A 26,013-nucleotide genomic window follows, 5' to 3' on the forward strand; every position below is an offset into this window, starting at 1 on the left:
CCGGGTGTGTCCGTGGCTCCCGGGTCCTCCCTTGTGGGGTCCCCCCTACGGGTCCGTACGCCTGGAGTCGGACGCGGATACCACCGCCAGGTCTGACGACTCCGGCGGTGCGCACCACTACCTTCGAACACGTGACTGTGATCGCGACCGAAAGCCTGAGCAAGCGGTTCCCCCGGGTGACCGCGCTTGACCGGCTCTCCTTGGACATCGGACCGGGCGTAACCGGCCTGGTGGGTGCCAACGGAGCCGGCAAGTCCACATTGATCAAGATCCTGCTGGGTCTGTCCCCCGCCACCGAGGGCCGGGCCGCAGTGCTCGGGCTCGACGTCGCCACCAGTGGCGCCGCGATCCGGGAGCGGGTCGGGTACATGCCTGAGCACGACTGCCTGCCCCCCGATGTATCAGCGACCGAGTTCGTCGTACATATGGCGCGGATGTCCGGACTCCCGCCGACGGCTGCGCGCGAGCGCACCGCCGACACGCTGCGCCACGTCGGTCTGTACGAGGAGCGCTACCGCCCCATCGGCGGCTACTCGACCGGCATGAAGCAGCGGGTGAAGCTGGCACAGGCGCTGGTTCACGACCCCCAGCTGGTCCTTCTCGACGAGCCGACCAACGGTCTGGACCCGGTCGGCCGCGACGAGATGCTCGGTCTGATCCGCCGTATCCACACCGACTTCGGCATCTCGGTGCTGGTCACCTCGCACCTCCTTGGCGAACTCGAGCGCACCTGCGACCACGTCGTCGTCATCGACGGCGGTGCTCTGCTGCGATCGAGCTCCACCAGCGACTTCACCCAGATGACGACGACCCTGGCGGTCGAAGTCACCGACAGCGACACCCACCCGGACGGCACCGACGCCCTGCGCCGGAGCCTCACCGGCGCAGGGGTCAAGCTCATCGGCCTGGACGGTCTCGACTCCGAGGGGCTGCCCGGCGCGGGTCACATCCTTCTGATCGAGGCAACGGGCGAGGAGACGTACGACCTGGTCCGCGACAGTGTCGCCGGACTCGGACTCGGGCTCATCCGGATGGAACAGCGGCGTCACCACATCGCCGAGGTCTTCCGTGCCGAAGAGGCACCGCAGGCCATGACCGTGACAGCCGGGGCAGTACAGCAGAAGGGGAGCGGTCGTGATGAGCACTGAGACCGGGACCGTGACCGGGAGCGACACCTCCCGGATCCACAACATCGGGTACCGCTCCTACGACGGGGTCCGACTGGGCCGGGCCTATGCCCGCCGTTCGCTCTACTCCCAGTCCCTGCGGGGCTCCTTCGGACTGGGCCGTTCCGCCAAGTCCAAGGTGCTGCCGATGCTGTTGTGCGGGGTGATGTGCCTGGTGGCGCTGATCATCGTCGCGGTCGCCATGGCCGCCCCGCCGGGGACCATGACGAAACTCCCCATCAAATACACGGCGTTCGCGATCTACCTGCAGGCGGTGATCGGGCTCTTCATCGCCTCCCAGGCACCGCAGTCCGTGTCGAGGGACCTGCGTTTCAAGAGTGTTCCGCTGTACTTCTCGCGGCCGATCGAGCGCGTCGACTACGTCATCGCCAAATTCGCGGCCATGACGTCGGCTCTCTTCATCCTCACCGGCCTGCCGCTCGTCATCCTCTACGTGGGTGCGCTGCTCGCGAAGTTCGACTTCGCGGACCAGACCGCGGGGTTCGGGCAGGGGATGGTATCGGTGGCGCTGCTGTCCGTGCTGTTCGCCGGAATCGGACTGGTGGTGGCCGCCCTGACGCCGCGCCGCGGCTTCGGTGTCGCCGCTGTGATCGCCGTACTGACCATCACCTACGGTGCGGTCTCCACGGTCCAGGCGATCGCCTGGTCGACGGATTCCATGGGTGCCATCACCTGGCTGGGTCTCTTCTCCCCGATCACGCTGATCGACGGGGTGCAGACCGCGTTCCTCGGTGCTTCCACCAATTTCCCCGGCGGAGTGGGCCCGGGTGCCGGTGCCGGGGTGGCCTATCTGATCGTTGTACTCGCGCTCGTCGCCGGCTCGTTCGCCGTACTGATGCGCCGCTACCGGAGGGTCGGGCTGTGACCACCATCGAGATCGACCACACATCGCGCTGGTTCGGGAACGTGGTTGCCGTCAACGACGTGAGCATGACGGTGGGGCCCGGTGTCACCGGGCTGTTGGGTCCCAACGGTGCCGGAAAGTCCACGCTGATCAACATGATGGCCGGGTTTCTCGCTCCGTCGACGGGCAAGGTCACGCTCGACGGCAAGACCATCTGGCGCAACGAAGCGGTCTACAAGGCGATCGGCATCGTGCCGGAGCGCGAAGGTATGTACGACTTCCTGACCGGCCGCGAGTTCGTCGTCGCCAACGCGGAGCTGCACGGACTCGGTGACGCGGAGGCGCGCAAGGCACTGGCCACGGTCGAGATGGAGTACGCGCAGGACCGCAAGATCTCGACGTACAGCAAGGGCATGCGCCAGCGCGTGAAGATGGCGTCCGCCCTGGTCCACGAGCCCTCGGTGCTGCTGCTCGACGAACCGTTCAACGGCATGGACCCGCGTCAGCGCATGCAGCTGATGGAGCTGCTTCGGCGGATGGGAGCGGAGGGGCGCACGGTCCTCTTCTCGTCCCACATCCTCGAGGAGGTCGAGCAACTCGCCTCGCACATCGAGGTCATTGTGGCGGGGCGGCATGCCGCGTCCGGTGACTTCCGGAAGATCCGCCGGCTGATGACGGACCGGCCGCACCGCTATCTCGTGCGGTCCAGCGACGACCGGGCACTGGCTGCCGCGCTCATTGCCGACCCGTCGACCGCGGGTATCGAGGTCGACCTGAGCGAGCAGGCCCTGCGTATCCAGGCCGTCGACTTCGGGCGCTTCACCACGTTGCTGCCGAAGGTGGCACGCGAACAGGGCATCCGGCTGCTGACCGTTTCGCCGTCCGACGAGTCCCTCGAATCGGTCTTTTCCTATCTCGTAGCGGCCTGAGTAGTGGCCTGAAAGGAGCTGTGAAGCGTCATGTACGACCCCACAGTCGCCCGGCTCACCTACCGGGCCCTGCTCGGCCGGCGCCGGGCCGCCATCCTGTTCATCCTGCCCGTGCTCCTGGTGGCCATCGCCGTGGCGGTACGGGCGTTCGCCGGAGCCGATGACGGCGTCGCCTCCGGTGTGCTCGGCGGTTTCGCCATCGCCACGATGGTGCCGCTGATCGGCGTCATCGCCGGGACCGGAGCCATCGGACCGGAGATCGACGACGGTTCGATCGTCTATCTGCTGGCCAAGCCGGTGAAGCGGCCCACGATCATCTTCACCAAGCTGATCGTCGCCATCGCTGTGACGATGCTCTTCTCCGCGCTGCCCACCTTCATCGCGGGCGTGATCCTCAATGGCAACGGCGGGCAGATCGCCGTGGCGTACACGATCGCGGCGCTGGTCGCCTCGATCGCCTACAGCGCGCTGTTCCTGCTGCTCGGCACGGTCAGCAGGCATGCGGTGGTCTTCGGTCTGGTGTACGCGCTGGTCTGGGAAGCGCTCTTCGGCAGCCTGGTGCCGGGGGCCAGGACGCTCAGCGTGCAGCAGTGGTCCCTCTCGGTCGCCGAGAAGGTCGCCGGGGACGGTCTGGTGACCTCGGATGTCGGCCTGCCGCTCGCGACGGTCCTGCTGGCGGGTGTCACGGTCGTGGCCACCTGGTACGCGGGCCAGAAGCTGCGGGCGCTGAAGCTCGCCGGCGAGGAGTGAGGCCGCTGTCGGTGGCCTGATGCGTTGTGCAACCCCCGTCCCATGGACGGGGGTTGTCCTATGAGCGGACAGTGGAGCGCGTAACTGTACGGTTATCGGCTCGTTGACCGGGGTGCGTGGAGGCAACTGGGATCTGTGGCGTCGAGCTTTCGTGAAATCGGGGAATGCCGGCACCGGTGGGGCTGTGCCCCGCGGTGCCGGTCATCGAGTGAGTGGCAACCGTGAGCGTCCTCCGCCCTTGCGGCCCGGGGACAGGGCCGTCCATCGCCGTTTCCGCGCACGAAAGGCATGCCCATGCCCACGGAAGTAGCCCTGCTCGAATCGCACGCCTTGCGTGTCGAGCAGATGGGGCGCGTCGACGCCCTCGACAAGGTCAAGAGTCTTGTCATGCTCCCTGACGGGATTCACGTTCGCACAGACGACGTGGCTCGTTACTTCGAAGTATCCACAGCCTCGGTCAGAAGGCTGACCGACCGGCATCAGCAAGAGTTGACCGACAACGGCATGAGGGTTCTACGGGGTGATGAGCTGCGCTCCTTCCATGGCGACATGCTGTCGCTATGGGAGGGTGAGGTGCCGGAAAGTTATCCACAGGCAGCCACTCAGCTGCGGCTCTACACGCGCAGGACGGTACTCGACGTCGCCATGCTTCTTCGCGACAGCGACATCGCCCGCTGCGTCCGGACCTATCTCCTCGACGCCGAGGAGGACCTCCGGGCCTCGATCGCCTCGCTCGACCATCGGGTCACGCGTGTCGAGGGCTGCCTCGTCGGCGTCGGTAGCGCCCTCCAGGAGCTCGGTCCCGTACTGAGCAGGATGTCGCACCGGCTCGATGTCCTCGACCGGAAGCTGGACGTCACCCATCAGGTCGTCGGGGCCATCAGTCTGCGGCTCACCGACGTCTCGCAGGACATCGTCCGGCTCGACGCACACATGGACGACTTCGCCCGGCACCTCAAGGACCTGAGCCGCCGCAAGCACGGCTGACATCCGGCCCGGAGGAGGACGACCGCCGGGGGCCACGGGAAAAGGAGTGGCCCCCGGACGGCGCGCTCGGGCACAGTGAGGGAGACGGCGCACGCGACCACGGCGCCCACAAGTCCGGGAGAGGAGCGCGGCGATGACCGAGAGTCCGAGTCCGTCGAGTTCCCAGCAGGGTGGTCCGCAGCCGGTACGCCAGTAGCGCATCAGCTACGCGTGAACCGCTGAGCAGGACCCCCGGGGTGGCCTTCCCTGCGCATCGCGCGGCCACCCTCCCGGAGGATTGGCCGAGTGGTAAGGCAGCGGCTTGCTAAGCCGTCGTCGGGGGCGTGCCCCCGCGCGCGTTCGATCCGCGCATCCTCCGCCACCAAGCAGGACCGCCCGAACCGTGGGAACCCCTACGCGCGCGTGGCCGTCCTGAGCAGCTCCTCGAGCACCACCGCGATGCCGTCGTGCTCGTTCGACGCCGTGATCTCGTGCGCCACGGCCTTGAGATCGTCGTGCGCGTTGGCCATGGCCACACCGTGCTGTGCCCAGCCGAACATGGGGATGTCGTTCGGCATGTCGCCGAAGGCCAGTGTGTCGGCGGCCTTCAGCCCCAGCCGGCGGGCGGCCAGCGAAAGGCCGGTCGCCTTGCTGAGTCCGAGAGGCAGGATCTCCACGACACCCGGGCCCGCCATGACGACGTCCACCAGGCTGCCGACGGCCTCCCGCGCAGCCTTGGCCAGCGCGTCGTCACCGAGTTCCGGGTGCTGGATGTAGACCTTGTTCAGGGGGGCGGTCCACATCTCGGCCGCGTCGTCCACGAACAGGGCGGGGAGCGGTCCTTCCTGCACCTGGTAGCCGGGCCCGACCAGCACCTCGCCGTCGAGTCCGTCACGGCTCGCTGCCAGCGCCAGCGGGCCGACCTCCGCCTCGATCTTGGACAGGGCGAGGCCCGCGAGCTGCCGGTCCAGGGTCAGGGAGGTCAACAGCTTGTGCTCGCCCGCGTGGTAGACCTGCGCGCCCTGGCCGCACACCGCGAGGCCGTCGTAGCCCAGGTCGTCCAGGATGTGCCGGGTCCAGGGGACCGCACGTCCGGTGACGATGATGTGCGCCGCGCCGGCCGCGGTAGCCGCGGCCAGCGCCTCACGGGTGCGCTCGGAGACCGTGTCGTCGTCACGCAGCAGCGTGCCGTCGAGATCGGTCGCGACGAGCTTGTAGGGAAAGCTCACTTGGAGACCGGCTCCAGAACCTCGCGCCCGCCCAGATACGGACGGAGCACCTCCGGAACCCGCACGGAACCGTCCGCCAGCTGGTGGTTCTCCAGGATGGCCACGATCGTGCGCGGTACGGCGCAGAGCGTGCCGTTCAGAGTGGCCAGCGGCTGGACCTTCTTCCCGTCGCGCATGCGGACGGAGAGGCGGCGGGCCTGGAAGCCGTTGCAGTTCGACGCGGAGGTCAGCTCGCGGTACTTGCCCTGGGTCGGGATCCAGGCCTCGCAGTCGAACTTCCGGGAGGCCGAAGCTCCCAGGTCGCCGGTGGCTACGTCGATCACCTGGAAGGGCAGCTCGAGCCCGGTGAGCCACTGCTTCTCCCAGTCCAGGAGCCTGCGGTGCTCGGCTTCGGCCTCCGCCGGGTCGACGTAGGAGAACATCTCGACCTTGTCGAACTGGTGGACGCGGAAGATGCCCCGGGTGTCCTTGCCGTACGTACCGGCCTCGCGGCGGAAGCACGGCGAGAAGCCCGCGTACCGCAGGGGCAGCTTGTCGGCGTCGATGATCTCGTCCATGTGGTACGCGGCGAGCGGGACCTCGGAGGTGCCGACCAGGTAGTAGTCGTCCTTCTCCAGGTGGTACACGTTCTCCGCGGCCTGGCCGAGGAAGCCGGTGCCCTCCATCGCGCGCGGCCGGACCAGCGCGGGGGTCAGCATCGGGACGAAGCCGGCCTCGGTGGCCTGGGCGATCGCCGCGTTGACCAGGGCGAGTTCGAGCAGTGCACCGACCCCGGTCAGGTAGTAGAAGCGCGATCCCGAGACCTTGGCGCCGCGCTCCATGTCGATGGCGCCGAGCGATTCGCCGAGCTCCAGGTGGTCCTTGGGTTCGAAGCCCTCCGCGCCGAAGTCACGGATCGTGCCGTGTGTCTCCAGGACGACGAAGTCCTCCTCGCCGCCTACCGGCACGTCCTCGTGGACGATGTTGCCGAGCAGGAGGAGCAACCGCTTGGCTTCGGCGTCGGCCTCGTCCTGCGCGGCGTCGGCCGCCTTGACTTCGGCCTTCAGCTGATCAGCTTTCTTGAGGAGCTCGGTGCGCTCCTCGGGTGTTGCCTTGGGAATCAGCTTCCCGAGCGACTTCTGCTCGGAACGGAGTTCGTCGAAGCGGACGCCGGACGACCTGCGCAGCTCGTCGGCGGAGAGCAGGGCGTCGACGAGGGCGACGTCCTCTCCACGGGCGCGCTGGGAGGCGCGAACACGGTCGGGGTCCTCACGGAGCAGGCGAAGGTCAATCACCCCTCAAGGCTACCGGTGCGGGGATCCGCAGCTCGAACCGATATCGACGAGCGTGTCAATTTGCCCCAATTGCCGGTATTCGTCGTCCGGGCGGAGAATCGTTGGAGCCGACGCCAGGGAATCGGTGGAGAATCGCGGACCGGCCTGCCGGGGTGGTCGCCAATGTCATCGATGTCGCCAATGTCGTCAATAAAGGGGCCTGATTGCTCCGAAAAGGGAGCAAGTGCCTTCACTCCTTGACGCATCGCCGGTGTTTCGGGCGGGAGTTGAGCGGGTGGGGCGGGGGCCTTGTCCACAGGGGTGCGTGGATTCAATTAGTTATCCACAGGCTGTGAAGAAGATCTGTGGACACTGGAAGAGATCGTTCCGAATGCCGCATGAGGGCCGATGGATTCTCGTTGAAACCCGGTTCGCGCACTCATTCGGGTGGGAATTGATCGCTCTGGTGAGTTGATCAATGGAATTGGGCGGACAGGGGCTGGACTGGGGGCTCATGGGGGGTCCGGTCCCACTGGGGTGATTTGTCGACCATGTCGTACTGCGCTGTCGACTTGTCCCCAGGCCGCAGGGGTGCCTGTGGATAACTTTTGGGCCGGGAACGGGATCTGGAGGTGGAACCGGCGGGTGACGCGCGACGTGCCGGCCCCGCCCTGTGTGACCCTGCCCTGTCCGTGCTGGTCAGGCCCGGCCGTCCTGGCTGCGTGCGAGCCAGTCCGAGGCCTCGGTGAAGTCCCTGTCGGACGTTCCGGGCCGCAGGGCGCGCACCTCCTCGGGCGTCACTCCGGCTCGCGGATAGGAACCCAGGAACCGCACATTGGGGCAGATCCGCTTCAGCCCCATCAGAGCCTCCCCGACCCGGCGGTCCGAAATATGGCCCTCCGCGTCCACGGAGAAGCAGTAGTTCCCGATGCCCTCCCCCGTCGGCCGCGACTGGATCAGCATCAGGTTGACGCCTCGCACCGCGAACTCCTGGAGCAGTTCGAGCAGGGCGCCCGGGTGGTCGTCGCCGAGCCAGATGACGACAGACGTCTTGTCCGCGCCGGTCGGTGCCGACGGCCGGGCGGGCCGGCCCACCAGCACGAAGCGCGTCTGCGCGTTCTCCGCGTCGTGGATCTCCGTGATCAGTGGTTCCAGCCCGTAGGTCGACGCGGCGAACTCACCGGCGAAGGCCGCGTCGTAGCGTCCCTCCTGGACCAGCCGGGCACCGTCCGCGTTCGAGGCGGCGGACTCCCACACCGCGTTCGGCAGATGGTTCGCCATCCAGTTGCGTACCTGCGGCTGCGCGGCCGGGTGAGCGGTGACGGTCTTGATGTCCGACAGCTTGGTCCCGGGGCGCACCAGCAGGGCGAAGGTGATGGAGAGCAGCACCTCGCGGTAGATCATCAGGGGCGCGCCCCTGGTCAGCTCGTCCAGCGTCGCGGTGATCCCGCCCTCGACGGAGTTCTCGATGGGGACGAGTGCCGCCGCCGCCTCCCCGTTGCGTACCGCGTCCAGTGCCGCCGGTACGGAGAGCATGGGGGCGAGCTCACGGGTGGCGGCTTCCGGAAGGGTACGGAGGGCAACCTCGGTGAAGGTGCCTTCGGGGCCGAGATAGGCGTAGCGCGTGGCTGACATACGGTCACCCTAATGGGCCGTACGGAAGAGCCCGGGCGGGTTCACCCTTCCAGCAGGCGCTGCCCCACGTACTCGCCGGGCGCGGCACCACCCGGAACGGCGAAGACGGCGCTTGCCTCGTGCCGGATGAACGGTGAGAGCGCGTCCCCGCGGTCGAGTTTGCGCTGTACCGGAACGAAGCCCCTGAACGGATCGGCCTGCCAGCAGACGAAGAGCAGCCCGGCGTCCGGAGTGCCGTCCGCGGAGATGCCGTCGTGGTACGAGAACGGGCGTCGCAGCATCGCGGCTCCGCCGTTCTTCTCGGGCGAGGAGATCCTGGCGTGGGCGTTGTCGGGGATCAGCAGTCTGCCGTCCCGGCCTGCTTTCTCCAGGTCCATCTCGGTGGTCTCGGAGCCGCCGCTCAGGGGTGCACCGTCGGCCTTGCGCCGCCCGATGACCCGTTCCTGCCGGACGACCGGGAGCTTCTCCCAGTCGTCGAGGAGCATCCTGATCCGCCGCACGACGGCATAGGAGCCGCCTGCCAGCCATTCGTACGCCGAAGCGGAGGAGGCGGAGCCGTCCGATGCACCGGATCCCTTGGAGCCGCCCGAGGAGTCTGCCGACGCGACGAAGATCCGCTGGTCGAAGTCGCTCTCATCCGGCTTCGGGTTGCCTGTTCCGTCGATCTGGCCCATCAAATTGCGGGCGGTCATCGGCCGGGCCGTGGCTCCCGGGGTGCGGTTGAAGCCGTTCATCTGCCAGCGCACCCGGGCCGTCGCGCCGCCCTCCTTCTGAATGGCGCGCAGCGCGTGGAAGGCGACGAGCGCGTCATCGGCGCCGATCTGCACCCAGAGGTCACCGTTGGACCGCTTGGCGTCGAGGTGGTCGGAGGAGAACGGCGGCAGGGGGTCCAGACCGGCCGGCCGGCGGGCGACCAGGCCCGTGCGTTCGAAGAAGGTGCGGCCGAATCCGAAGGTGACCGTCAGGGAGGACGGTCCGGCGTCCAGGGCCACCCCTGTGTCGTGGCCGGTGCCGTCCCCGGCAGGCTTGCCGGCCATCAGCCGTTGCGCCACGGCCGACCAGCGGCGCATCAGGGCGGCGGCTTCCCTGCGTCCCGCACCGGGCGCCAGATCGAACGCGATCAGATGTCCGCGGGCCTGAAGCGGAGTGGTGATCCCCGGTTGATGTTTCCCGTGAAACATTGCCTCCGTCGACCCGATGGCGGTCAGCAGGGTCGGTTCGTCGCCGCTGGTCGCGGCGTAACCGCCCGCCGCACCCAGCACCAGGCCGGTCGCCCCGGCTGCCCCGGCGCTGCCGATCAGCCGTCGGCGGGAGATGCCGGCACCACCGACGCCGTCGGCGGTGCCACGGGGTTCGTTCTTCTTGCTCTTGTCCCTGCTCAACCTGCTCAGCCGATCTTCACGTTCTTGTCGACGGTCGTCTGGTCGATGTCCGAGGTACGCACGGTCACCGTGACCTTCCAGTCGCCCGCCATCGGGATCTGTACACCGCCGGCCGTCCAGTGACCTGCGGTGAGACGGTCGGGGACGACGGGCAGAGGGCCGATGTCCTTGGACTCCAGAGTGAAGGCGAGCTTCACCTCGGGAATATCCATCGGGCGGCTGCCCGGCCCGTCGACCCACACGTGCACGCCGTTGGAGCCGGTCCCGCCGGGGGCGATGTCCAGCCGTACGGTCCCCTTGCCGTTCCGGCCGCCCGTGTCGAACGGCAGGCTCAGGTTTATCTGCCCGCTGGTCACGGGTGCGGCCGCCGCCGAGTTGCTGCGGGCGGCCTCCTCCTCGGTGCGTCCGGGCTCGGTGGACGTCAGGACCGTCGTGACCGCGAGCAGCACCACGGCGATGCCCGTCTCCACCATGACCGAGCGGCGCAGTCCGGCGCGGTCCGGATCGGCGTCCCGGGCGCGCTTCTCCTTCGTCGCCGTCAGAGCGGCACGCTGCCTGGTGAGTTGCGCGGCGCGCTCGGGGCCCACCTCTTCGGTGTCCCCCGTTGCAGGACTCTCCGTCCCGGCGCCCACGGAAGGACTCTCCGTCTCGTCCCCGGCGCCGGGACTCTCCGCCTCGGCCGCAGGACTCTCCGTCCCGGCCTCGGCCCGATCCCCATTCCCTGCCAGCCGTCCCGTCCACCTCCGGGAGATCCACGCGACGCCGACGAGTACGGCAACCAGGGCCACCTTGATGAGCAGCAGTTGTCCGTACCGGGTGTCGGTCAGCGCGGACCACGAACCCACCTGTCGCCAGGACTGGTAGAGCCCGGTCGCGGTGAGTACGAGCACGCTGCCGAACGCCATGCGGGAGAACCGCCGCACCGCGCCGCTCGTGATGTCCGGGGTCCGGTACAGGGCGACCAGCAGCGCGGCGAGCCCGCCGAGCCAGGCGGCGACGGCGAGCAGGTGCAGTACGTCGACCGGCATGGCGATGCCCGGCTGGATGCCGGTCGAGGCGTGCTCGGCCAGGGCCCACGTACCTGCGATCCCCGCCGCGATGACGGTTCCGCCGACGGCGAGCCCGAAGGTGAGGTCCTGCTTCTCCTTCTCGTCCTCGCGCTTGGCGTACGCCCCGAACAGGACGGCGATGAAGAGCGCGGAGGCGCCGAGGAGGAGCAGTCGGGAGACCAGCGCAGCCCCCGGCTTGGTGTCGAGAACGGTCTGCAGACCGTCGAGGTCGAAGGCGTCCGCGAGCTTGCCGGAGCCGGTGTACGGGCTGCGCAGGAGCAGCATGACGAGGGTGGCCGCAGTGAGTGTGACCCAGCCGCGTACGACGAGGCGCTGCATCGGCCGGGCGCCCGCCCCGCGCTGCCAGCAGGCGAGCACGAAGGCGGAGCCACCGGCGAGGAGGATGAATCCGGCGTAGGCGGCGTAGCGCGCGATGTCGTAGAGCGTTCCGACGAGGCCGCCACCGGCTTCGTCGGAGGGGAGCGCGACCGAGGTCTGCGAAGGGGCGCCGATGGAGAAGGTGAAGGCGCCGGACACCGGGTGGCTGTCCGCGGAGACGGCCTGCCAGGCCACGGTGTAGGTGCCGTCGGGCAGACCGCCGTGGAGCGTGATGCCGTACTGCACGGCGCCGCTCTGCAGGTCACGGGGGGCTCCGGTGTCGGCCCGCTTCCCGCTCGGGTCGAGGACGCGGATCGAGTCCTCGCCCATGGCGATCTGTTCGGAGAAGGTGAGCGTGACCTCCTTGGGGGCGGTGGCGACCACCGCCCCGTCCTGCGGGTCGCTCCCGGTGAGGGCGGCGTGCGCGGACGCGGGACTCGCGCCTGCCAGCACCAGGCCGAACAGCAGGCTGATCAGCGCGGCGAGGAGCGCGACCGCGGCGAGCGGCCGTCGTGTCGGGGAGGGCCCGAAGGGCGGGGCGGTGGCTGTCATGGGGTGTCAGTACCTCACTGCTTCTTCGGGTTGTAGGTGGTCTCCTTCACGGGAACGTCGACCTTGATGGGGTCGGCCGTCTCGAAGTGCAGTTCCAAAAAGACCGTTTCGCCCTGCTTGGGCCGCTGCTTGAGGTCCATGAACATGATGTGGCTGCCACCGCGTTCGAGGTCGAGCTCGCCACCGGCGGGCACCTCGAACGAGGAGACCATCCGCATGGCCTGGTTCTTCGTCTCGTGAATGGTGACGTGGTCCGAGAGGGAGCTGCTCACCGAGGTGAGCCGGTCGGTACCGCCGCTGTTCTTCACGACGAGGAAGCCTGCCGCCATGTCGCCGACGGGCTGCGGCATGAAGGCGCCGGTCACCTTCAGTTCGGGCTTGCTGTCCGAGGAGCACCCCGTCAGCGCCAGACCCGTGGTGAGGGCCAGGGCGCCGACCAGAGCCGTGCGGTGGTTCACGGCTTCTCCCCCTTGATGATCTTGGGGAGGTCCTTGGTGTAGTCGTCGGCCGTGGTGTCCTCGCCGTACAGCACGTACCCCTTGTCGGTCTTCGGGGAGAACGCGATGACCTGGGCCCCGTGCATCGAGACGACCGTGCCGTCCTTCTCCTTCTTCGGCGGGTCGATGCCGATGCCGATCTGCCGTGCTCCCGCCTGGATGGTCGGGAAGTCGCCGGTGAGGCCGGTGAACTCGGGGTCCTGGGCCTTGAGCCAGCTGCCCAGGGACGCCGGGGTGTCCCGTTCGGGATCCGTGGTGACGAAGACGACCTGGAGCTTGTCCCGATCGGCCTCGGACAGTGCCCGCTTGGCGAGCGCGATGTTGCTCATGGTCAGCGGGCATACGTCGGGGCAGTTGGTGTAGCCGAAGTAGATGAGCGTCGGCTTGCCCTTGGTCTGCTCACGGAGGTCGTACGTCTTGCCGTGCGTGTCGGTGAGGACGAGGTTGGGCTTGGTGAACGGCTGATCGAGCACGGTCGCAGCCTTCGCCTCGGACTCGACGGAGACGTCGGCGACGGACTTGTCCGCCGAGGCGTCGTCATTGCCGCAGGCCGAGAGGGTCAGTGCGGCCACGGCGGCGAACGCCGCGGCCAGCACTGTCTTCTTGTTGCGCATGGAGAGCTGTTTCCTGGTCTGTGGTGCGGGTGGGGCCGGTGGGTCAGGCAGTACGGCGACGGCCTGCGAGCACGCCGAACGCCACGCCTGCGATACCGATGACGATGCCGACAATGCCCAGAACACGTGCGGTGCTGTCGCTGTCGGAGGACGAGGACGCGGTCTTCGAGGACGCGGTGGTGTCCTTGGCATGCTCCGCGGCCGCCTCGCCGCTCTTGTCGTCCGCGGCGGCACCGTGGGCGTCGGCCGCAGCAGCGGTCAGCTTGAGGACGGGCGCCGGGCTGTCGGGCTCGTCGCCACCCGCGGTGGGCTCCTCGATCCAGCGGACGACTTCCTTGTTGCTGTACGTCTGCAGGGCCTTGAAGACCAGCTGGTCGGCGTCCTCGGGGAGCTGTCCGACCGAGAGCGGGAACTGCTGGAAGTAGCCGGGCGCGATTCCGGTGCCGTCGGCGGTCCAGGTGACCTTGGAAACGGCCTCGTTGATCTTCTTGCCGTGCACGTCGAGCGGCTTGGCCAGCTTGCTCTTGGTGATCTCGATCTTCCAGCCGGGCACTGCCTGCGGGCTGACGGAGGACAGCGGGTGGTCGGTCGGGAAATTCACCTCGAGCTTGGTGGTGGAGGCGTCGTCGCGCTCGTTGGGGACCTTGAAGTTGATGGTGGCGTAGCTGCCCTTGGCGGCTACGCCCTGCGGCTGCACGCTGACGTGTGCGGAGGCCGGACCGGCGAGCAGCAGGACGGTGGATGCGGCGACGCCGCCCGCGATGGCGATGCGTGAAACGTTCATGGCAGGGATCACTCCACAGGCACAAGGAAAAGGGTGGCCCGTCGCGCGGGTGCGCGACGGCATCGCGACAGCTCTTCTCCGGGATCCGGGGGAGGAGTCGCGTCAGGCTGCGCGTACGTATACGGGCGGAGGTCCGCGCCTGATCACCATGTGCTGCAGAGGATCCCCGGTGGCGGGCGCCGGAGCGTCCATGGCGGTACGGGGAAGGAGCGGCCCGGTCGTGGGGCGCCCCGGAAGTCCCGCACGCAGTGTGCGTACGAGGGCCATGGCTGCCCGCAGTGCCCGCAGCCTGGCTCCGGCCGCAAGCTGCCGGCCGCCGTACGCCGAGAGCCTGGCCAGCCGGAAGAGTGCGATCTCGCCGCGCCGCAGGAGCCAGCCGGTCGCGAGTGCGGCAAGCAGATGCCCGAGGAACATGGGCAGGCTCGGCAGCAGACCCGACATCAGGGCGCCCGTATCGGCCGCGGAAGCGGCGTCCGTGGCGGCCGCCCCGCCGGATGCGAGGTGGGTGTGTGCGTGCGTCACGGTCGTCGGGTCGATGCCTGCGGTGGTGACGATGCGATGGGCCTCACCGGCGCTCAGCTGCGCCGGCCCGGCACCGCATACCAGCCCGGCGGCGAACCGGATCAACGAGTCGTCCCCGGACGTCATCGCGGAGCCCGGCGCGTGGCGGCCCGGTCCGAAGAGGATGTGCAGGGCGATCTGTCCGGTCGCGAGGGCGGCGGTGATCGAGGGGAGCGACCGCTCGCGCCCGGCGAGCACTGCCGCAGCGGCGAAGACTGCGAGGAATCCGGCCAGGAGTGTCCACCCGGGCACGGCCGTGCCGGCGGCGAGCGTGTGTCCTGCCGCGGCCAGCACGACGCAGACCGCGGTGAACACCGCGGTCCTCAGAAGCCGCAGACCGGCTCCGGCGCGTGCGACAGGCATAGACATGGCCGGGACATCATCGCACTGCGCCCCCTGCTCCCGTACGGCAGGTCCGGAAGGTCGGCATCCGTCCGCATCGAGGGTGATCGGGGAATGTTGCGGCTGTTCAGGAGCGCTACGTGGCGGCCGCGGGGTGGGGCATACACCCGTATACGGAGCATTCGCATCCGCCGAATGAGCGCTGTCACAGCCGATCCGTGCTTACGAAGTGCTCTGCGCGGCAATACGTAACGGTATGTCGAGCCGCAGCCAGGAGGCTGGAGCATGAGCATGTGGTGGTCACTCCATTTGCGGCGCGAAGCTGCGAGCGTTCCGCTCGCCCGTCGTTTTCTGCTCGGCACCATGGAGACCGCGGGGGTGGATCCGGACATCTCCTACGACCTGTCGGTCGCGCTCAGCGAAGCCTGTGCGAACGCCGTGGAACACGGCGGCGACCTGGGAGACGCCGGTGACCTCGTCGGCCCCGGTCGTACCGGCGACGAGCAGCCCGGAGGTGGCTCCGGCCAGTACCGGGTCACCGCCTATCTGGACGGCGAGAAATGCCGTATCGAAGTCGCCGACTCGGGGCCCGGGTTCCCCACCCGGCGCACGCTTCGCACCGCCGCACAGCCGTCCGCAGGGCACCCCCCGGCGGAACCGCAGCCGTCCGCAGGGCACCCCCCGGCCGGTTGTCCGTCGCCCGCGCGCACGGCAGGCGGACACCCGGCGGGAGCGCCGCCGGCCATGGCGGAGAGCGGCCGGGGACTCGGGCTGATCGAACAGCTCGCCGATCACGTCCACTTCGGCAACCGCCCGGGGCGTGGCGCGGTGGTGAGCTTCGACAAGGTCCTGAAATGGCGGGAGGGCGCGCTGCTCATGGTGTCCTGAGCAGCGCGCCCTCCCGGCGCACGGGGCACGGCCCTGCGCACCGTCCGTGTCAGCCCTTGAGCCGGTCCATCCATGCCTCGACCTCGTCGGCCCGGCGCGGCAGCTTGTCGGACAGATTCCGGTTGCCGTCCTCGGTCACGAGGATGTCGTCCTCGATCCGGACGCCGATGCCCCGGTACTCCTCGGGCACGGTCAGGTCGTCGGCCTGGAAGTACAGTCCGGGCTCGACCGTGAGGCACACGCCGGGCTCCAGAATGCCGTTGACGTACGACTCGGTGCGTGCGGCGGCGCAGTCGTGGACGTCCATGCCGAGCATGTGGCCGGTGCCGTGCAGGGTCCAGCGGCGCTGCAGGCCCAGCTCCAGGACCTTCTCCACGGACAGGTCGCCCAGCAGGCCCCACTCGACGAGCTTCTCGGCGAGGACGCGCTGCGCGGCGTCGTGGAAGTCACGGAAGGCGGCGCCGGGCTTGACGGCCGCGATGCCCGCCTCCTGGGCCTCGTACACGGCGTCGTAGATCTTCCGCTGCAGCGGGGTGAACGTGCCGTTGATCGGCAGCGTACGCGTCACGTCTGCGGTGTAGAGCTCGTCGGTCTCCACACCCGCGTCGAGGAGCAGCAGCTCACCGGAGCGGACGGCGCCGTCGTTGCGGACCCAGTGCAGCGTGGTGGCGTGCGGGCCGGCCGCGCAGATCGAGCCGTAGCCGATGTCGTTGCCCTCGACCCGGGCGCGCAGGAAGAACGTGCCCTCGATGTAGCGCTCACTCGTCGCCTCGGCCTTGTCGAGGACCTTCACGACGTCCTCGAAGCCGCGTGCCGTGGCGTCACAGGCCTTCTGCAGCTCGGAGACCTCGAAGGCGTCCTTGACCAGGCGGGCCTCGGAGAGGAAGACGCGCAGTTCTTCGTCGCGCTCGGCGGTGACCTTGTCGGTCAGGGCGGTCTCGATGCCCGCGTCGTGGCCACGGACGTTGCGTACCGGACCGGTGGCCTCGGTCAGCGCGGCCGGGAGCTCACGGACGTCCTTCGCCGGGATGCCCAGCAGCTGCTCGGCCTCGACGAGGGAATGGCGGCGGCCGACCCAGAGCTCGCCCTGGCCGTCGAGCCAGAACTCCCCGTTCTCGCGGTCGGAGCGGGGCAGCAGGTAGACCGTCGCGTCGTGCGCGGCCGCGTCGCCGGAGCCGGTCGGCTCGAGCACCAGGACGCCGTCCTGGTTCCGGTCGCCGGTGAGGTAGGCGTACTCCGTGGAAGCACGGAACGCGTACTCGGTGTCGTTGGAGCGGGTCTTCAGGTTGCCCGCGGGGATGACGAGCCGCTCGCCGGGGAAGCGCGCGGAGAGCGCGGCGCGGCGGGCGGCGGTGTACTGCGCCTGGGCGATCGGCTCGAGGCCGTGGAGCTCGGTGTCGGCCCAACCGGACTTCATGCTCTCGGCGAGCTCATCGGAAATGCCCGGGTACAGGCCGTTCTTCCGCTGCTTGATCGGCTCTGCTTCGGTGGCTTCCGGGGTCTCCGGGGTGAGCTCCTCAGACACGATTTGTCTCTCCTTATACGACACTGGACCCCATCCATCGTACGGGCGTACGGAAGGGGGCCCAGGGTCGGAAGACCTCTTACAGGTCCGGTGAGGCCGTCAGTCGAAGTACGCGGCCAGCATGACCACGTCCTCGGTGTTGTCGCTCCGGTCCAGGCCGTCGGGCAGGACGGTCCGCAGGACATGGTCGGCGATGGCTCCGGGGTCGTGGCGCAGAGCCTTCGGGACGCCTGCGGCCGCAGCGTGAAGTCGTGCGAACGCCCGGTCCATGGAATCACCGGTGCGGCGCAGCAGCCCGTCGGTGTAGAACAGCACGGTCTCGCCGGGGGCGGGCGTGAACTCCACACTCGGTGCCTCCCAGCAGGCCAGCATCCCCAGGGGCGCGGAGAGTGTCGTCTCCACGAACTCGGTGCGCCGGTCACCGATGACGAGCGGCGGGGTGTGTCCGGCCCCGGCCAGCAGGATCGTGCGGCGCTCGGGTTCGCAGTAGGCGTAGAGCGCGGTGGCGGCGCAGGCCGGTTCGGTCAGCCGCAGCAGAAGTTCGAGATCGGAGAGTACGGCGACGGGGTCCTCGCCCTCCATGACGGCGTACGCCCGCAGGCCTGCGCGGAGCCGGCCCATCGCGGCCAGGGCGCCTGGACCGGAACCGCCCACCGAGCCGACGGCCAGGCCGAGCGCGTTGTCCGGGAGAGGGAGTGCGTCGTACCAGTCGCCGCCGCCCTTCGGGGCGGTCCGGTGGCGGGCGGCCAGCCGTACGCCGGGTACTCGGGGCAGCCGGCTGGGGAGCAGTTCCTCGGCGATGATCGCGGCATCCGCCCTGGCGCGTTCCAGTTCCAGGAGGCGGGCGAGGTGCTCTGCGGCGTAGCGGGCGTACAGGCCGACGAGGTGGCACTGGCGTTCCAGTGGTTCGGCGGGCTCGTCGTACAGCCAGATGGCCGCGCCGAGCCGGCCGGCGGTTCCGGTGGCGAGCGGCAGGGTGTAGCTGGCGGCGTATCCGAGGGTGGCGGCGACTTCGCGGCAGCGGGGGTCGATGCTGTCGTCGCCGAGGATGTCGGGGCTGGCCAGTGGGGTGTCGGTGTCCGGGAGGCCGTCGAGGAAGCGGCCGTAGGAGGTGGCGCTGCGAGGCACGGTCTCGATGTGCCCGAGTTCGGCGTGGGCCAGGCCGAGACCGATGGTGAGGGATGGACCGCCGCCGTCGGCCGGTTCGAGGACCAGGAGTCCGCGGCGGGCTCCGACCAGAGCCGCTCCGGCGCCGAGCAGTTCGTGCAGGGCGCTGTCGAGGGTGCTGGTTCCGGCCAGTCGCTCGGTGAGTTCGTGCAGCGTGGTGAGGTCGGACACCCAGCCCGCCAGGCGGTCCTGGATGAACGCTCCCGGAGCGGCGGGCACGGCCTTGAGAGGTGCTGCAGTGTGCGTTGAAACGGGAACCATGGGATCGATTCCAGCCACTTTCGGCAGGTGTGGGGCGCTCATGGCAGTCGACTTTCCGACCGGTGTGTTTCGTCGAATAGCATCGCAAACCCCCATGTCATTCTGCGCCGCTATCAGTACATCCACATGTACACGTACAAGTAAGGCGATGTCCAGCATTGTCCTTGCGATATTTGTGGTGTCCAAGGGTCTGTTAAGTTGGCCAAAAAATGCACCCCCGTGCAGCTATTTGCGGTCGACTGGGTGTGCTCGACAGGGGGAGCCCTCGGGGTGAAGTGCCGGAGGGAGCGTCATTCCGGGCATGCTGGGTACGTAACCGTTGATGGCCAGGGGCAGTTGCGATCGCCCCGGAACCCGACAGCGCGCCCGGACGTCCTCACCTGTGACGGCCGCACCCCCACCCCCGAGTGGCGGGGTTTGCACAAGGGACGGCGAGTGCGATGCGCACGCCGCCCGCGCGATGTATTGACTGGACTCGGCTCGGTTCCACACGGTTCGACTCGGCTCAGCTCCATTCTGTTCGGTTCCACTCTGCTCGGCTCGGCTCACGCTCGGCGCGGACTGCCTGTCCGTACTGCAGCCCGGTGAGCATGCACGTACAGCAAAGAGACGCACACGTGGTGTAACGAACACGTGCTGTGATGTGGACCTCGGCGTTCAACGGAAAGGAACGAGCGCTCATGCGCGAGATCCTCGGAAGGCGACGCAGGCACCGGCCCCGGCGCAAGGGAAGTCCCGCCCAGCTCGACGCGGCGCTGACCTGTGCCACCGCTTGGAAGTGGCCCGTGCTCCCCGGAGCGGGGCTGGCGACGGCGGGTGTGCGCGGCGAGCGCGGCCGCGGCTGTGCCTGCCCCGATCCCGAGTGCGCCGTGCCCGGCGCACATCCCTTCGACCCCGGTCTCCTTGCGGCGACCACCGACGCGCGCATGGTGCGCTGGTGGTGGACCAACCGGCCCACCGCTCCCGTCGTGCTGGCCACCGGTGGCCAGGCGCCCTGTGCGCTGAGCCTGCCGGCCGTGGCGGGCGCCCGGGCGCTGACCGCGCTCGACGCGATGGGGCTGAGACTCGGTCCGGTGGTGGCCACGCCGACCCGCTGGTCGCTGCTGGTCGCTCCGTACACGCTGGAACGGCTCGGAGAGCTGCTGCACGCCAAGGACCGGGTGCCCAGCTCGCTGAGGTTCCACGGCGAGGGCGGCTATCTCATCCTGCCTCCGTCCGAGGTGGGTACGGGGCAGGTGCGCTGGGAACGGGCACCGATGGCAGGCCCTGCCGCGCCGTGGCTCCCGGATGTGGAGTCGGTTCTCGACGCACTCGTCGAGGCGAGCAACAGCGCTCCGGGCGGTGGCAGCCGGCTTGCGTACTGACAGACCGGTGATGGATGCGGGAAACGGCTGACGCAGGAACGACGGGCGGCTCACTCGTAAGGGTGTGAGTCCGCCCGTGTTCTGCGTCATCAGCCGGGCGGGCACGAGCGGGGCGAGCGCATTTCTTCCCCGGCCCGAATCCATGAATCCCTGTGCCAGGCGTAAAAGCCGCTGATGGCAGGCTTTCTGATGACCTTTCCGTAGAAAATTACGGAAACGGTGTGGGAGCGGAAGTCGATGTGAATGTTCTTGCGGGGCCCTCGCCCCATTCGTAGGGGTGCCTCTTTGAGTCCCGGACATCTGTCCGAAAGCGAACGCCCCGTCACCGCCCGTAGCCCTGAGGAAAGACGGCGCGCGCCGGGGTTCCCGGACCTTCGGGTGCGCAGGGGAACCTGCCCTGCGCGCAGAGGCCGAGGCGTGTACCGGTGGCAGAGCGAGTGCGCGGAGGGGGCGCCGGGGCCGGGTGCGGCCAGGGCGCCGTGGCGGAGGTGATCCGCCGGTGCTCCGGCGTGCGCCCCGTCAAGCCGTACCGGAAATGCGGACGCCCGGCCGCTGGCGACGGGGGATGCACCAGCGACCGGGCTTCCAGAACGGTAACAAGAGATCTGCTGTGAGCAAATTCGATCTCGCCTATTCGGACAGCGATTTACTCGCGAGTACGGCGAGTTGTGACCGGGGTCACCGAACGGTCCGCGGCGTCGTCACTGTCAGCTGAGCGTCACTTGGCGGTTGGTGAGCCCACCGCGTGCCCGCCGCTCCTCGCCGGTGAGCGGGGCGTCCGACACGAGAGCCTCGGCGAGCCGCTCCGCGAACTGCGCCGCCGGCTTCTCGCAGTCCTCGGCACCCATCGCGACCGGCAGGTCCCAGACCGGGACCATCAGCCCGTGCGCCCGGAAGGAACCGACCAGCCGCGTCCCCTCGCCGAGCGAGGAGGCGCCCGCCGCGTGCAGGCGTGCGAGCGCGTCCAGGAGCTGCTCCTCCGGGTGGGGCATGACCCAGCGCAGGTGGTTCTTCTCCGGCGTCTCGCACCAGTACGCGGCGTCCACACCGGAAAGCAGCGTGGTCGGGATCGCCGCGGCATTGGCGCGTTCCAGAGATGCGGACACCTCGGGCGTGGCGTTCTCCGCGTCCGGGATCCAGAACTCGAAGCCCGGGTGCACAACCGGCTCGAACGCGGCCCCGAGGTCGAGGACGTCCTGCAGTCGCGGGCCGTCGGCGGGGACCCGGCGGGCGGCGACCGGTGAACCGGGCTCCGCCTCCAGCGCCCGCTGCAGGGTGTCGGCGAGGTCGCGGCTGAGGTCGCCGGAGGAGGTGTCGTTCTGCAGGGCGAGCAGGATGGAACCGTCGTCGCGGCGCAGAGCCGGCCATGCCATCGGCAGTACGGTCGCGAGCGTCACGGACGGTACGCCCTCGGGCAGGCCGCCCTTCAGCGTCAGCTCGACCGTGGCGGCGGGCACCAGTTCGCGCAGGGCGATCCAGTCGCACTCCCCGGAAAGTCCCTCGAACGGGCGCTGGACCAGCTCGGTCACGGCCTGGGCGGCGGCGCGTCCGTGACACGCCTTGTACCGGCGGCCCGAACCGCACGGGCAGGGCTCGCGGGCCCCGACAACCGGGATGTCACCATCCTTGAGCTGCTGCTTCCCGGCCTTGGACTGAGGGCGCTTCTTGGCCATGGTGGGCGTTCTCCCGATTGTGACGGTGCGGTCTCCGGCGCGAGCCTAGCCGCCCCAGCCGCTGCGGGGTCACACCCGCCGCCGGGCCGCCGCAGCCCCGTGTCCGTGGATCCGCCCGGATCCCGGCCCATGGCCACCCGCGCCGCTCCTGCCGAGCCGCTTCAGCCTGCGTCGTCGAAGGCGTCGAAAGCGTCGGCGAAGTCCATTCCACCCAGCGGGCCGAGCCCGTGATCCGCCGAGACCAGGGCCCACACGGTGACTTCACCCGAGGTGTCGTCCCGCACGCCCCATTCCTGGGCGAGGGCGCTGATGATGTTGAGCCCCCGTCCGCCGCGCGCGGTGACCGACGGGGTGGCCGGAATCGGCCTGGTCGGGCCGCCCCCGTCCGTGACCTCGACCGTCAGTCCGCCCGTTCTGTCGACACGCCATGCGGCGCGAATATCGCCGTCACCGACCTCTGCGTGCTGACCCAGCGGCCTGCCGTGACGGCAGGCGTTGCTGAGAAGTTCGGAAAGGATCAATACAGCATCGTCGACAACCGTGTCCGACACCCCGTTGCTGCGCAGCTGCTCGCGCATGCAGTGCCGTGCCTGCCCCACGCCTGCAGGGCCATGAGGTACGGCCATGCTCGACGACGTGGGCACCTCTTGTGCCACCACCAACGCCACCCCCGAGACCTCCTTTGCCCCACGCCACGGATTGGATGCCCCCCTGGGCTTCACCGGAAACCGGCCAAAGCCCTGCCGGTGATGCACTCGTAACGATCGAATGCGGAGCGAATGCGCCGGTGTACCCCCTGTAACTGATGTTAAAAGCGACCCAGTTGCGAAAGAACCTGCTTGGGGCGATTTGTAATGATTGCTTCCACTCCGAGGCGTGCGCAGAGCTCGACGTCCTCCGGTTCGTTCACCGTCCAGACGTGCACGCGGTGGCCGGCCCGGTGCAGGCGCTCGATGTACCCGGGGTGGCTGCGCACGATCCGCATTCCGGGACCGGCGATCCGGGCGCCGGCGGGAAGCCGTCCGTCGCGCAGCCGCGGCGAGACGAACTGCATCAGGAAGACGGTGGGCAGGGTGGGTGCCGCCGCCCGGATGCGATAGAGGGACCGCGCGGAGAAGCTCATGATGCGTACGGGGGAGGGCCCGCCCGCCGGCGGACTGTCCAGACCGAACTGCTTGAGCAGCAGGAGCAGGCGTTCCTCCACCTGCCCGGCCCAGCGGGTGGGGTGCTTGGTCTCGATGGCCAGCTGGAGCGGCCGCCCGGTGCCCCGCACCTCGCTGACCAGCTCGAGGAGCCGTTCCAGCGTGAGTACGGAAGTGAGCTCACCCGGCACCGGATCCCAGTCCGGGGACTCCTCGTGGTCCTTCCACGAGCCGAAGTCGAGTGCGGCGAGGTCGGCGAGTTCCAGGGCGGAGACCGCACCGCGTCCGTTGGAGGTGCGGTTCACCCTGCGGTCGTGCACACAGACGAGCTGCCCGTCGGCGGTGAGGCGGACGTCGCACTCCAGGGCGTCGGCGCCGTCCTCGATCGCCTTCCGGTAGGCGGCCAGGGTGTGCTCGGGGGCATCGTCCGAGGCTCCGCGGTGGGCGATGACCTGGATGGGAGGGGGCATGCTGTGCTGCCGTGCGTGGGTCACCGCGTCATGGTGTCACCGTGACGCGGCGGGTGCGGGCTCCTTGTCACGAGGGACCGTTTTGCCTGATGTAAAGATTGGTGTGCGGATGCACAGGTCCTGCTTACAGTGGCCTGACGTGCTGTGGGAAAAGCTGACCGCAGACACGTGCACAGCGGATCTCTTGCCGAATGCCGAGTGGAACCGAGGAGTAAAGAGCTGTGAGCACCGAGAACGAGGGCGACGAGGGCTACACGGTTCCGTCCGTACCGTCTGTTCCGTCCGCACCTCCCGTGCCGGCTGCCGCTCCTGAAGGCACCCCGCCGGGAGGCCCGCCTGCGTCCGGGGCCACCCCGGCTGCTCCCACGGACGCGCCGACGGCGCAGATTCCGGCTGCCGCGCACCGGTCCGGCCCCGAGCCGTCCCTGCCGCAGCCCGAACAGCCCTACCCGCCGCCGTCGCAGCAGCCTCCTGCCGGCCCGGCAGCCTGGCCGCCGCCCCCTCCCGCCGTGCCGTCGTACGCGGACGGTGGCGGGACCCCGGTATGGGGCGCCCCGGCCACGGCGGAGCACGAAGCTCCCCGCAAGCGGCGCGCGGCGAGCGGTCTGGTCGCGGCCGTCGCGGTGGCTGCGCTCGTCGCCGGCGGCGTCGGCGGAGCCCTCGGCTACTGGGCGGCCGACCGTAGCGACACGGGATCCTCCTCGGGGTCGACCACGGTGGCGGCCTCCAACAGCCCGAAGGACTTCAAGCGCGCCGCGGGCACGGTCGCGGGCGTTGCGGCCGATGCCCTGCCCAGCGTGGTCACCATCGACGCGCAGTCCGGCGACGGCGAGGGCGGCACGGGTACCGGCTTCGTGTACGACAAGGAGGGCCACATCCTCACGAACAACCACGTGGTGGCCTCCGCGGCGGACAACGGCCAGCTGACCGCGACGTTCTCGGACGGCAAGAAGTACGACGCCGAAGTGGTCGGCCGGGCGCAGGGCTACGACGTAGCCGTCCTGAAGCTGAAGAACGCTCCGGACGGACTGACTCCGCTGCCCCTCGGTGACTCGGAGAAGGTCGCGGTGGGCGATTCGACCATCGCGATCGGCGCGCCGTTCGGTCTGTCCAACACGGTCACCACCGGCATCATCAGCGCCAAGGACCGCCCGGTCGCATCCGGCGACGGTTCCAGCAACAACAACTCGTACATGAGCGCCCTGCAGACCGATGCCTCGATCAACCCGGGCAACTCCGGCGGTCCGCTCCTGGACGCGGGCGGCGCGGTCATCGGCATCAACTCCGCCATTCAGTCGACCACCGGGGGCGGCACCGGCCAGTCCCAGGCGGGCTCCATCGGCCTCGGCTTCGCCATCCCGGTCAACCAGGCGAAGAACGTCGCCGAGCAGCTGATCAAGACCGGTGAGCCGGTCTACCCGGTGATCGGCGCGACGGTCACGATGGAGGAGAAGACCGGCGGCGCCACCATCTCGGACCAGGGCGCGGCAGGCACCCCCGCAGTCACGCCGAACGGGCCTGCGGCCAAGGCCGGGTTGAAGGCCGGCGACGTGATCACGAAGTTCAACGACACGGTGGTCGAGAGCGGACCGACCCTGATCGGCGAGATCTGGACCCACAAGCCGGGCGACAAGGTGACGCTCACCTACAAGCGCGACGGAAAGACGGCAACGGCCGAACTGATCCTGGGCGAGCGCAAGGGCGACAGCTGACCGGCTGAGGCTGCCTTCCGCGTCGGCCCGAGGGCGTCCGGCCCACCGACAGGGTGCTGCAGACGGGAGGGGCTGCCGAGATCATCGGCAGCCCCTCCCGCGTATCTGGTCGTCCCCGCTGGATCTCACCGGATCTCACGCTCGATCGGTCTGTGTGGCCAACCTGTGTCCAGGACCGCGGCGTCGCGCGGCTCGTCCCGTCACTCGGAGACCGCCTCGATAGGGCAGTCACTGCCATGGCAGCTCAGCTCGCGCGGCCGAGGAAGTCCAGCACCCGGCGCCAGGTCAGTTCGGCCGCGGCCGGGTCGTGGTCGGGCAGGTCACGGTCGGTGTAGAAGTGGCCGGCGCCCGGGTAGCGGAAGATCTGCAGGTCGACACCGGACTCTTGTGCCGCCCGGTGGAGGGCGGCAACGTGCTCGGGTGGCGCGAAGTCGTCCGGATCCGCGGCGTGCAACTGCACCTTGAGGCCGGGGCGAGCGGATACGGGCAGGTCGGCAGCGGCGTGCAGGAGGAGAACGCCCCCCGTGGCGGGACGCTCGGGCCAGAGATCGGCGACGACGCCGGCCCCCATGGACACACCAGCGAGCACGGTCTCATCCGGCATACCCCTGAGGGCTTGCCGAGCGTGCTCGACCACCGTCGCCCAGCCGATCCGGTCGGCCAGCCGGAACCCCTCGTCGAGAGTGGGGGCGGTCTCGCCGCAGAAGAGGTCAGGCGTGACGACCTCATGCCCGGCGCCACGCAGTCGCTCGGCAGCGAGGAGTTCGGCGGGGCGCAGGCCGAGAACGGAGTGGAACAACGCGATGTGGGCCATGGGGGCATCGTGCTGTACCGGGCCGTAACGGTGACCCGCTTTCAG

Annotated in this window: 23 protein-coding genes and 1 tRNA gene; 9 read left to right on the forward strand and 15 right to left on the reverse strand. The window is 69.2% G+C overall.

From position 1 onward, the window contains the following. Positions 1-137: 137 nt before the first annotated feature. From ACFWBQ_RS16625 to ACFWBQ_RS16650, 6 genes are all read left to right on the forward strand, one after another. Positions 138-1,148: an ABC transporter ATP-binding protein gene (locus ACFWBQ_RS16625; RefSeq protein WP_385489162.1), complete on the forward strand. Its 1,011-nt coding sequence runs from the start codon at positions 138-140 to the stop codon at positions 1,146-1,148. Continuing rightward, positions 1,138-2,052, forward strand: coding sequence for an ABC transporter permease (locus ACFWBQ_RS16630; RefSeq protein WP_385488799.1), 915 nt, complete (start codon positions 1,138-1,140; stop codon positions 2,050-2,052). Before ACFWBQ_RS16625 ends, ACFWBQ_RS16630 begins: the two co-directional genes overlap by 11 nt. After that, positions 2,049-2,960 carry an ABC transporter ATP-binding protein gene (locus tag ACFWBQ_RS16635; RefSeq protein WP_385488802.1) on the forward strand — a complete coding sequence of 304 codons (912 nt, stop codon included), beginning with the start codon at positions 2,049-2,051 and terminating at the stop codon, positions 2,958-2,960. Before ACFWBQ_RS16630 ends, ACFWBQ_RS16635 begins: the two co-directional genes overlap by 4 nt. A 30-nt stretch (positions 2,961-2,990) precedes the next feature. Then, a complete protein-coding gene (locus ACFWBQ_RS16640; protein ID WP_385488805.1) occupies positions 2,991-3,710 on the forward strand; it encodes an ABC transporter permease in 720 nt (239 codons plus the stop codon). 294 nt (positions 3,711-4,004) lie between these two features. Beyond that, a complete protein-coding gene (locus ACFWBQ_RS16645) occupies positions 4,005-4,697 on the forward strand; it encodes a hypothetical protein (RefSeq protein WP_385488808.1) in 693 nt (230 codons plus the stop codon). 271 nt (positions 4,698-4,968) lie between these two features. Further along, positions 4,969-5,058: transfer RNA gene (locus tag ACFWBQ_RS16650), tRNA-Ser, on the forward strand. Between the two features lie 31 nt (positions 5,059-5,089). Here ACFWBQ_RS16650 and ACFWBQ_RS16655 read toward each other — a convergent pair. From ACFWBQ_RS16655 to ACFWBQ_RS16695, 9 genes are all read right to left on the reverse strand, one after another. Continuing rightward, entirely contained in the window at positions 5,090-5,905 is an 816-nt protein-coding gene (locus ACFWBQ_RS16655) for an HAD family hydrolase (RefSeq protein WP_385488811.1), read from the reverse strand. Next, the gene (gene serS, locus ACFWBQ_RS16660) at positions 5,902-7,179 is read right to left on the reverse strand and encodes a serine--tRNA ligase (RefSeq protein ID WP_385488813.1); all 1,278 of its coding nucleotides are present in this window, start codon (positions 7,177-7,179) and stop codon (positions 5,902-5,904) included. Before serS ends, ACFWBQ_RS16655 begins: the two co-directional genes overlap by 4 nt. 678 nt (positions 7,180-7,857) lie before the next feature. Next, positions 7,858-8,793, reverse strand: coding sequence for a prephenate dehydratase (pheA, locus tag ACFWBQ_RS16665; protein ID WP_385488816.1), 936 nt, complete (start codon positions 8,791-8,793; stop codon positions 7,858-7,860). 41 nt (positions 8,794-8,834) lie between these two features. Then, positions 8,835-10,175 carry an iron uptake transporter deferrochelatase/peroxidase subunit gene (gene efeB / locus ACFWBQ_RS16670; RefSeq protein WP_385488818.1) on the reverse strand — a complete coding sequence of 447 codons (1,341 nt, stop codon included), beginning with the start codon at positions 10,173-10,175 and terminating at the stop codon, positions 8,835-8,837. Positions 10,176-10,180: 5 nt separating this feature from the next. After that, positions 10,181-12,154: a copper resistance CopC/CopD family protein gene (locus ACFWBQ_RS16675; RefSeq protein WP_385488820.1), complete on the reverse strand. Its 1,974-nt coding sequence runs from the start codon at positions 12,152-12,154 to the stop codon at positions 10,181-10,183. A 14-nt stretch (positions 12,155-12,168) separates the two neighbouring features. After that, complete coding sequence (locus tag ACFWBQ_RS16680; protein WP_385488823.1) at positions 12,169-12,612, reverse strand: copper chaperone PCu(A)C; 444 nt, start codon at positions 12,610-12,612, stop codon at positions 12,169-12,171. Continuing rightward, positions 12,609-13,265 (reverse strand): SCO family protein, encoded by a 657-nt coding sequence (locus tag ACFWBQ_RS16685; RefSeq protein ID WP_385488826.1) that lies wholly within the window; start codon positions 13,263-13,265, stop codon positions 12,609-12,611. Before ACFWBQ_RS16685 ends, ACFWBQ_RS16680 begins: the two co-directional genes overlap by 4 nt. Before the next feature lie 43 nt (positions 13,266-13,308). Beyond that, positions 13,309-14,049, reverse strand: a complete 741-nt coding sequence (locus ACFWBQ_RS16690; protein ID WP_385488829.1) for a YcnI family protein — start codon at positions 14,047-14,049, stop codon at positions 13,309-13,311. Positions 14,050-14,151: 102 nt separating this feature from the next. Next, positions 14,152-14,979, reverse strand: a complete 828-nt coding sequence (locus tag ACFWBQ_RS16695) for a hypothetical protein (protein WP_385488832.1) — start codon at positions 14,977-14,979, stop codon at positions 14,152-14,154. Between the two features lie 258 nt (positions 14,980-15,237). Here ACFWBQ_RS16695 and ACFWBQ_RS16700 point away from each other — a divergent pair, with 258 nt between their 5' ends. Beyond that, positions 15,238-15,840 carry an ATP-binding protein gene (locus tag ACFWBQ_RS16700; protein ID WP_385488834.1) on the forward strand — a complete coding sequence of 201 codons (603 nt, stop codon included), beginning with the start codon at positions 15,238-15,240 and terminating at the stop codon, positions 15,838-15,840. Positions 15,841-15,889: 49 nt separating this feature from the next. Here the strand turns inward: ACFWBQ_RS16700 and ACFWBQ_RS16705 are convergent, their stop codons facing one another. Next, positions 15,890-17,365, reverse strand: a complete 1,476-nt coding sequence (locus ACFWBQ_RS16705; RefSeq protein WP_385488837.1) for an aminopeptidase P family protein — start codon at positions 17,363-17,365, stop codon at positions 15,890-15,892. A 99-nt stretch (positions 17,366-17,464) separates the two neighbouring features. Continuing rightward, the gene (locus tag ACFWBQ_RS16710) at positions 17,465-18,952 is read right to left on the reverse strand and encodes a PP2C family protein-serine/threonine phosphatase (protein WP_385488840.1); all 1,488 of its coding nucleotides are present in this window, start codon (positions 18,950-18,952) and stop codon (positions 17,465-17,467) included. Positions 18,953-19,473: 521 nt separating this feature from the next. On the opposite strand from ACFWBQ_RS16710, the gene ACFWBQ_RS16715 reads away from it, so the two are divergent. Continuing rightward, entirely contained in the window at positions 19,474-20,157 is a 684-nt protein-coding gene (locus ACFWBQ_RS16715; protein ID WP_385488843.1) for a bifunctional DNA primase/polymerase, read from the forward strand. A gap of 707 nt (positions 20,158-20,864) precedes the next feature. Here the strand turns inward: ACFWBQ_RS16715 and ACFWBQ_RS16720 are convergent. The 3 genes from ACFWBQ_RS16720 to ACFWBQ_RS16730 form a co-directional block, all read right to left on the reverse strand. Beyond that, a complete protein-coding gene (locus ACFWBQ_RS16720; protein ID WP_385488846.1) occupies positions 20,865-21,830 on the reverse strand; it encodes a DUF5926 family protein in 966 nt (321 codons plus the stop codon). Positions 21,831-21,991: 161 nt separating this feature from the next. Next, positions 21,992-22,585: an ATP-binding protein gene (locus tag ACFWBQ_RS16725; RefSeq protein WP_385488848.1), complete on the reverse strand. Its 594-nt coding sequence runs from the start codon at positions 22,583-22,585 to the stop codon at positions 21,992-21,994. 53 nt (positions 22,586-22,638) lie between these two features. Then, positions 22,639-23,466, reverse strand: coding sequence for a glycerophosphodiester phosphodiesterase (locus tag ACFWBQ_RS16730; RefSeq protein ID WP_385488851.1), 828 nt, complete (start codon positions 23,464-23,466; stop codon positions 22,639-22,641). A 197-nt stretch (positions 23,467-23,663) separates the two neighbouring features. Between ACFWBQ_RS16730 and ACFWBQ_RS16735 the strand changes: the two genes are divergently transcribed. Continuing rightward, complete coding sequence (locus ACFWBQ_RS16735) at positions 23,664-25,154, forward strand: S1C family serine protease (RefSeq protein ID WP_385488853.1); 1,491 nt, start codon at positions 23,664-23,666, stop codon at positions 25,152-25,154. A 244-nt stretch (positions 25,155-25,398) separates the two neighbouring features. On the opposite strand, the gene ACFWBQ_RS16740 is transcribed toward ACFWBQ_RS16735, so the two are convergent. Next, positions 25,399-25,968 carry a dienelactone hydrolase family protein gene (locus ACFWBQ_RS16740; protein WP_385488855.1) on the reverse strand — a complete coding sequence of 190 codons (570 nt, stop codon included), beginning with the start codon at positions 25,966-25,968 and terminating at the stop codon, positions 25,399-25,401. Between the last annotated feature and the right edge of the window lie 45 nt (positions 25,969-26,013).

Source organism: Streptomyces sp. NPDC060035, assembly GCF_042736635.1.
Taxonomy (GTDB): Bacteria; Actinomycetota; Actinomycetes; order Streptomycetales; family Streptomycetaceae; genus Streptomyces.

Coding starts and splice junctions, on each gene's coding strand:
- ACFWBQ_RS16630 (WP_385488799.1), top strand. CDS start 1,138: ATGAGCACTGAGACCGGGACCGTGACCGGGAGCGACACCTCCCGGATC.
- ACFWBQ_RS16640 (WP_385488805.1), top strand. CDS start 2,991: ATGTACGACCCCACAGTCGCCCGGCTCACCTACCGGGCCCTGCTCGGC.
- ACFWBQ_RS16645 (WP_385488808.1), top strand. CDS start 4,005: ATGCCCACGGAAGTAGCCCTGCTCGAATCGCACGCCTTGCGTGTCGAG.
- pheA (WP_385488816.1), bottom strand. CDS start 8,793: ATGTCAGCCACGCGCTACGCCTATCTCGGCCCCGAAGGCACCTTCACC.
- ACFWBQ_RS16675 (WP_385488820.1), bottom strand. CDS start 12,154: ATGACAGCCACCGCCCCGCCCTTCGGGCCCTCCCCGACACGACGGCCG.
- ACFWBQ_RS16685 (WP_385488826.1), bottom strand. CDS start 13,265: ATGCGCAACAAGAAGACAGTGCTGGCCGCGGCGTTCGCCGCCGTGGCC.
- ACFWBQ_RS16690 (WP_385488829.1), bottom strand. CDS start 14,049: ATGAACGTTTCACGCATCGCCATCGCGGGCGGCGTCGCCGCATCCACC.
- ACFWBQ_RS16695 (WP_385488832.1), bottom strand. CDS start 14,979: ATGTCTATGCCTGTCGCACGCGCCGGAGCCGGTCTGCGGCTTCTGAGG.
- ACFWBQ_RS16700 (WP_385488834.1), top strand. CDS start 15,238: ATGAGCATGTGGTGGTCACTCCATTTGCGGCGCGAAGCTGCGAGCGTT.
- ACFWBQ_RS16710 (WP_385488840.1), bottom strand. CDS start 18,952: ATGCTGGACATCGCCTTACTTGTACGTGTACATGTGGATGTACTGATA.
- ACFWBQ_RS16715 (WP_385488843.1), top strand. CDS start 19,474: ATGCGCGAGATCCTCGGAAGGCGACGCAGGCACCGGCCCCGGCGCAAG.
- ACFWBQ_RS16720 (WP_385488846.1), bottom strand. CDS start 21,830: ATGGCCAAGAAGCGCCCTCAGTCCAAGGCCGGGAAGCAGCAGCTCAAG.
- ACFWBQ_RS16740 (WP_385488855.1), bottom strand. CDS start 25,968: ATGGCCCACATCGCGTTGTTCCACTCCGTTCTCGGCCTGCGCCCCGCC.